At 43.4% G+C, this 7,195-nt stretch carries 5 protein-coding genes and 1 pseudogene; 4 read left to right on the forward strand and 2 right to left on the reverse strand.

Going from position 1 to position 7,195, the window contains the following annotated elements:
• The first annotated feature begins 42 nt into the window (after positions 1-42).
• The 3 genes and pseudogenes from lexA to fusA all read left to right on the forward strand — a co-directional run bounded on the left by lexA (position 43) and on the right by fusA (position 4,152).
• Positions 43-660 (forward strand): transcriptional repressor LexA, encoded by a 618-nt coding sequence (lexA, locus tag VZ94_RS00125; RefSeq protein WP_045777653.1) that lies wholly within the window; start codon positions 43-45, stop codon positions 658-660.
• A 302-nt stretch (positions 661-962) separates the two neighbouring features.
• Positions 963-1,664: a lectin-like protein gene (locus VZ94_RS21860; RefSeq protein ID WP_052700059.1), complete on the forward strand. Its 702-nt coding sequence runs from the start codon at positions 963-965 to the stop codon at positions 1,662-1,664.
• Positions 1,665-2,059: 395 nt separating this feature from the next.
• Positions 2,060-4,152: pseudogene (gene fusA, locus VZ94_RS00135) on the forward strand (elongation factor G).
• Positions 4,153-4,277: 125 nt separating this feature from the next.
• Here the strand turns inward: fusA and VZ94_RS00140 are convergent.
• Together VZ94_RS00140 and VZ94_RS00145 are read right to left on the reverse strand one after the other, a co-directional pair.
• Positions 4,278-6,020, reverse strand: a complete 1,743-nt coding sequence (locus tag VZ94_RS00140) for an adenylate/guanylate cyclase domain-containing protein (RefSeq protein WP_131655422.1) — start codon at positions 6,018-6,020, stop codon at positions 4,278-4,280.
• Positions 5,980-6,468: a CHASE2 domain-containing protein gene (locus VZ94_RS00145; protein WP_045777655.1), complete on the reverse strand. Its 489-nt coding sequence runs from the start codon at positions 6,466-6,468 to the stop codon at positions 5,980-5,982. Before VZ94_RS00145 ends, VZ94_RS00140 begins: the two co-directional genes overlap by 41 nt.
• Positions 6,469-6,627: 159 nt before the next feature.
• Between VZ94_RS00145 and VZ94_RS00150 the strand changes: the two genes are divergently transcribed.
• Positions 6,628-7,195, forward strand: a 568-nt coding sequence (locus tag VZ94_RS00150) for a FecR family protein (protein ID WP_045777656.1), incomplete at its 3' end; no start/stop codon positions are given.

Here is a 7,195-nt window from a genome sequence, read left to right on the forward strand (position 1 = left end):
TGTAGGCTACAATAAAGAAAACTTTAAGACAACTTTAATTCTATGTTAACCAAAAAACAAACTGAACTATTGACAACATTGCTTGAGCATGAGGCCGAATTTGGCTATGCACCTAGCTTAACGGAACTGTGCAAAGCCTTATCAATAAAATCACAAGGCTCTTTATTAAAACGTGTTAAGGCATTGACTCAACTTGGTTATGTAGAACCGCTTAGTTATCAACAACGCGGCGTTAGATTGACGAAAAAAGCCAAAGAACAACGGACTGTTGGGCAAGATGCTGTGCCTTATGTAGGCGTCATTGCGGCAGGCAAACCCATTGAAGCGATTGAGCAACGTCAGTTTATGACGCTACCTGACATCTTAACCACGCAACTACCTTGCTACGTTTTGAAAGTACAAGGCGACTCAATGATTGAACTCGGCATTTTGGAGGGTGACTATGTAATTATTGAACAGAGAAGTTACGCAAAAAATGGTGAAATTGTCGTTGCATTAATTAATCACACCGAAGCGACGTTGAAAACCATTGAACAATACCCTGATGAAGTTTGGCTGATTCCTGCTAACTCAAGCATGGCGGTACAACGTTATGCCCCGCATCAAGTTGAAATTCAAGGGGTGGTGGTTGGTCAAATGCGCAGTTATCGAACACTATAATTTTTAACTTTGGAGTAACCCCCATGAAAACAGCCACAAAACGAATTCACATGCGCGATCAAGTCGGTAAAAACAAAATTCGCGACATCATGACTTATTACCGCAATCCTTACCAAAAACGTCTGGACGGTTAATTTAATTATCTTAGGACTTTTTGTTATTAAGCTTAAAATGGCCGGAGTAGAATGCGTTTATTAACATTAGCACTAGGCAAGCTAGTTAAAGAGCTCTTAAGGTGTTGCAATAACAGAGAAACTGAGCGTAAATATAAACAAACCACTTAACACTCTTGAGAGCTTGCTATGAAAATTCATCTATTTTTAACAGTCGCAACTAGCGTTTTGTCCTTAGCCACACTTAACGCTCAAGCGGATTCTGACAATATTAAAAATCCTAGCAATAAACACTATTACCAACGTTTTGATAAAAGCCGTGGTTGGCATGACGCTAAAGCTTATTGTGAACGTTTAGGTGGTTATTTAGCCACGCTAACATCAGCGTCAGAACAAGACTTTGTTTGGAAGAATTTCGGCGGCACCAATAGCCAAACCGAAGCATTATGGCTAGGTGCTACTGACGAAGAACAAGAAGGTGTTTGGCGCTGGATAACAGGTGAACGCTGGAAATATAGCCATTGGCATAGCACCCAACCGAATAATGCTGGCTCATTTCAACAACATTATTTGTTTATGGCGACTGTTAATTATCCAGTATCGCCGGTTCACTCATTCTGGGGCGATTCAGCCTCTATTAACACGATGGGCGCCTCGGGTTATGATGTGGCCTACACGCTTTCAACCTTGTGTGAATGGAATGAACAACCCGATGTTTATGGTCAAATAAATTTAATCAATGCACCCGCTAAAGGGGTTAAAGTCATATTAAAACAAAGCGGCTACGCTGACCAGACCGTTAATACTGACCGCAACGGCAACTACCATCTGAAGCGCAACAATCCTCAATTACCCGCAAGCATAAGCATCGAACTACCGGCAGATAAATAGCGCTATGTCCAGTAGAACCGACATAGCAACTTAAAGAACATAAAAATGGAAGCGTTATTAATAACCACCACCATTGGACACCCAAGCTAATTTGCCAATTCATTGAAAAAAGCTCGTTAAACTCACATACAAGCATGGTTTTATATCGTTTTGTCACGAATATAGGTTAAAATACTCGGCTACCGAAGCTGGCGGGGGTTAGGTTATAAAAACCAACTCTTTCGGCTTTAAGCTACATCCGCACCCGGCGCATTCATTTTCAAGCGATGGTTTCCAAACATTCGCAACACTGGTTGCGGCGACTGATTGTAGCCATACGCCTCTTGCTCCGAATTCTGTAGGCAACAATGCTTGCAGGATCCCCACAAGGTTTTTTCTTAACTTAGAGTATTCACATGACAGACCTATCGCTTTACAGAAACATCGGCATCTTCGCTCACGTTGATGCTGGTAAAACGACCACTACTGAACGGATTCTGAAACTAACCGGTAAAATCCATAAAATCGGCGAAGTTCACGACGGTGCCGCTACAACCGATTTCATGGTACAAGAACAAGAACGCGGTATTACAATCCAGTCGGCAGCAACTACATGTTTCTGGAAAGACCACCGTTTTAATATCATCGACACCCCCGGTCACGTTGATTTTACGATTGAGGTGTATCGCTCATTAAAAGTATTAGACGGCGGTATCGGCGTATTCTGCGGTTCAGGCGGCGTAGAACCTCAATCAGAAACCAACTGGCGTTATGCGAACGACTCTAAAGTATCGCGTATTATTTACGTCAATAAATTAGACCGTTTAGGTGCAGACTTCTTCCGCGTCGTTTAAACAAGTGGAAGACGTTTTTAGGTGCAAAACCTATCGTTATGACCTTACCAATTGGCCGTGAAGACCAATTCGTCGGCGTTATTGACTTATTAACCGAAAAAGCATGGATATGGGACGACTCTGGAGACCCATTAAAATATGAAATCAAAGACGTACCCGCTGATATGGTTGCGGACGTTAAAGCATGGCGCGAAAAATTAATCGACCAAGTCGCCGATCAAGACGATGACGTCATGGAACGTTACTTAGAAGGCGAAGAACCAACCATTGAAGAAATCAAACGCTGCTTACGCAAAGGCACGATTAACATGGATTTCTTCCCAACATTCTGCGGCTCGTCATTCAAAAACAAAGGCGTGCAATTAGTGTTAGACGGTGTTATTGATTACTTGCCTAACCCAACCGAAGTTAAGCCACAGCCTGAAGTTGATTTAGAAGGTAATGCAACAGGCGATTTTGCCCGTGTTGATCCAGACTACCCATTACGCGCATTAGTCTTCAAAATTATGGATGACCGTTTTGGCGCATTAAACTTCGTCCGGGTTTATTCTGGTCGCTTGAAAAAAGGCGACACCATGTTAAACACGTACACCGGTAAAAACGAACGTGTAGGTCGTATGGTGGAAATGCATGCGGATGACCGTACTGAAATTGAAACCGCACAAGCAGGTGATATTGTCGCGTTAATCGGTTTGAAAAACGTACAAACTGGCCACACGTTATGCGACCCTGACAAACCAGCGACCTTAGAGCCGATGGTATTCCCAGACCCCGTTATTTCTATTGCTATTTCGCCAAAAGACAAAGGCAGTAACGAAAAAATGGGCGTGGCTTTAGGCAAAATGGTACAAGAAGACCCGTCATTCCGCGTTGAAACCGACGAAGAATCAGGTGAAACCATTATTAAAGGTATGGGTGAGTTACACTTAGATATTAAAGTCGATATCTTAAAACGTACTCACGGCGTAGAAGTAAACGTGGGTAAACCACAAGTAGCCTACCGCGAAACCATTACCCAACGTATCGAAGACAGTTACACCCACAAAAAACAATCCGGTGGTTCAGGCCAATACGCGAAAATCGATTACATTATTGAGCCAGGCGAACCAGGTAGCGGCTTCCAATTTGAATCAACCGTAACCGGCGGTAACGTACCGAGAGAATACTGGCCAGCCGTTGAAAAAGGCTTTAAAGCTAGCGTTGATAAAGGTGTATTAGCGGGCTTTCCGTGCTTAGACTTTAAAGTTAACTTAACCGATGGTGCTTTCCACGCCGTTGACTCGTCATCAATCGCGTTCGAAATCGCCGCTCGTGCAGCGTATCGTCAATCGATTCCTAAAGCCGGCCCACAATTATTAGAGCCTATTATGAAAGTTGACGTGTTCTCACCGGAAGCTAACGTCGGCGACGTCATTGGTGACTTAAACCGCCGTCGTGGCATGATTAAATCACAAGACGCAGGCATTACTGGTGTGCGTATTAAAGCTGACGTGCCATTAAGCGATATGTTCGGCTATATCGGTGACTTACGGACAATGACGTCAGGTCGCGGTCAATTCTCTATGGAATTCTCGCACTACATGCCATGTCCTAGAAACGTTGCCGACGAAGTGATTAAAGAAGTTAACGAACGTAACAAAGCAAAAAATAAATAAGTCTGACCCAGCTAGCAGGTGTTAAAAACCTGCTAGCACTTCTCTAAGTCAAACCTTGCCTCCACCGGCTTACACGTATTTATTAAGCCAGATATATGACTTTTCAGATAATAAAGCTCCTACAACTACTTGTTTTCAAGCGTGATAACCTTATCCCAATATAACGGCGGATTTTTTTGCAACGCGATTGCTTTTTGCCAATAAAATCGGCTGGGGCCATCGTCGTATTCTTGTAGCACTGTTTCAAAACAAACAGCGGCTTGCTGCCATTGTCCTTGTTGAAAGAGTTCTAAGCCTAAAGCAAATTGAATAAATAGCGGCTGCATTGCGATAGTTGCGGCTGATTTTCTACCAACAATCTCAATTAATTCCACTGGACTGTCTCTACCGACTAAACGAAAACAGCCTACTGGTCTGTAGATTAAACTGCCAAGGCTAGTCGCTATGCTTGCCGTCGCTAATATACGAGTGCCTAAGTATTTGTTGACCCCTTCGATGCGCGAAGCAATATTAACCGTATCGCCAATCACGCTGTAGTAACTGCTACTACCCACATCTAATCGCCCTAATGTCATATTGCCTTCATTAATACCGATTCGAGTAGGCAAACAGCCAAGCGTTGACGTTTGATTAAACGCATCCAGCGCTAATTGCATATCTAATGCGGTTAACGCGGCAGCAAGGCGTTGCTGAGCATGAGGCGAATTAAACCAAACTGCCATCATGGCATCGCCGACCACATCGGTAATAATGCCTTGATACGTCTCGACAGGCTGACCCAGCACTCGAAAATAAGCATTCATTAACTGCCACATCTGCTGCGGCGTATATTGCGACGAAATGGTTGTGTAGCCCGCAATATCGGTTGCTAAGCAAATACCGTACACATCCAATTGCGTGGTTTTTGCTGCACTATGTTCAGGCCGCCACTGCCCAGGCGTTGCATTAGTCAACGATACCCATTCTGGAAACACTCGCCGGGCAAAAGCTAAAATTCGTTTGCGTTCATTCAGCAAGTCAAATCGCGAAGCCATAAGCGTCATGACGCAAGCACAAGGTAATTGGGCAATCAGCGGAATTGCAACGGGTAACCACAAACAGTTTCGATTAAACAGCCAGATGCTGATACTCACATAAGCCAGCGAAAAAACTACGCTTAATAGCAGACCACGTACATTGAGCAACACAGTTAAACTCAGCGCAAATAAAAGCAACACAACGTGATGCGGTAATGGCGTATGGACAAAACGGTTTTCCAATAAATTAGCAAACTGTGTGGCTAAAATTTCTACGCCTGACATATTACCACTATGCGGATTCGCAAAAGGGACAGGAAAATAATCCAACTTACCGGCAGAAAACTGACGATTAGCTTTGCCTATAAAAACAATTTTTCCTGTTAAATCAGTTACCTTGCCTTCATACACATCGCTATACGACGCCATTTTAATAGTTTGTGCAGGTCCATAAAAATCTAAGTACCGGCTATCACCTTCGCATATCACATTGTATATAAGACGGTTAATTTCGGTATCGATGGCAACCGGTTGAATGACACCGTTAAGACATTGCCGACGCTGTTCAGTTAACCAGGCAGAAATAGGCGTCGTTACTAATTCAGATGCAAGCTCATGACTACGCTGTAAATAATATAACCAGGTTAACACCGGTAAACTGGGCACTTCGGCTAAGGCATCGAAAAAAGTCCAGGCTTGGTAAATAGTAGCTTGTTCTGAATCACTGCTCGCTAGAAAAAAAGGCGCATGATCTAACGAAGCGCGTGCTAAGTTTTGCGTAGGTAAAAGCTTACGCATGACGACTATTTGCTCAGATAATGCGTGATGAGTACCGGCAATTTTTTTCCGCAAAAGGTTTTTGGTTGCTATCTGAGCATTCTTCGCGTCCGAAAAAATCCTCAACGCCGTAGCGTAATTTTTGTACACATTCCGTCAATAAAACATTACCGGCAGCGTGCATAGCCGCCGCTAGCACTTTGTCATCGTTGTTAGCAACAATAAATTGCAGGTCAAACACGATAAGTAACACGCCTTGTGCCGTTAACTGCTCAATCAGCTTGGCATGAAAATGCCGCCAGCGCGTTAAATCTTTACCGACATTTAAGTGCAGCTCTGAAGCCTCATCCAACGCCACAATCACAACTGAGTCAGGCGGCTCGCGTACACCTCTGACGCTAAACAAACTGTGTAACCCTATTGAAGTTTCTAAGTGAGTTAAATAATCAACAGTTATCCCAAACAAGCCAGTGCTTAGGGTAATAAGTAAAATGCGCAGATAAGTCACGTTTATATTTAACAATACAGTTAAAAATTCTTTTGGTAGTATGATTAGGCGGTTACCAACTTAAGACGGGACAATGCCCTACCCCTACTTAAGTTGGTAACCAATACTTTATCGGTTCAGCGGGCTCCTACAATAACACGCAAAAACCTTTAGCGTTTTTGTAAGGATAACACTATGCGTTTATTAAGCGTGCTAATACTATTGGCTTTAACTGTTAAATGCTGGGCTAATCCTATGCCTATGAACTCAGATTGCCCAAATCAATTTTCAGCTAAGCTCGTGTCTTTACAAGGTAAGCTATTTTTTGATCCAGATGGCAAAGGTCAATGGCAAAGCGCGCATTTAGACGAAACCCTTTGCGAAGGTAGCCGGTTACGCGTAGAAGCCTATAGCCGGGCGTCGATATTGCTGCCAGATAATGTGGTTTTGCGTTTAGATGAAGGTACGGTACTCACGTTAAATGGCATGGACAGTAATAAACCGACCTTGTTAGCCCTGCTCAAAGGTTTTGTACACTTTATTAGTCGCACCCCAAAATCATTACAGATTACTAGTCCAATTGCTAATGCGGGACCTGAAGGAACGGAATTTGCCATGAGTGTAAATGAACACACAGCAGGGTTATGGGTGTATGAAGGTGCAGTAACCTTTTTTAATCCGCAAGGCAAAGTACGGCTAATGCCCGGTCAAGGTGCTCAGGCTGAAGTCAACCAAAAACCAACAATGCAAATCACATTAAGTC

The sequence above is a fragment of the Methylocucumis oryzae genome (assembly GCF_000963695.1).
GTDB classification, from domain to species: domain Bacteria; phylum Pseudomonadota; class Gammaproteobacteria; order Methylococcales; family Methylomonadaceae; genus Methylovulum; species Methylovulum oryzae.

Coding starts and splice junctions, on each gene's coding strand:
- lexA (WP_045777653.1), top strand. CDS start 43: ATGTTAACCAAAAAACAAACTGAACTATTGACAACATTGCTTGAGCAT.
- VZ94_RS21860 (WP_052700059.1), top strand. CDS start 963: ATGAAAATTCATCTATTTTTAACAGTCGCAACTAGCGTTTTGTCCTTA.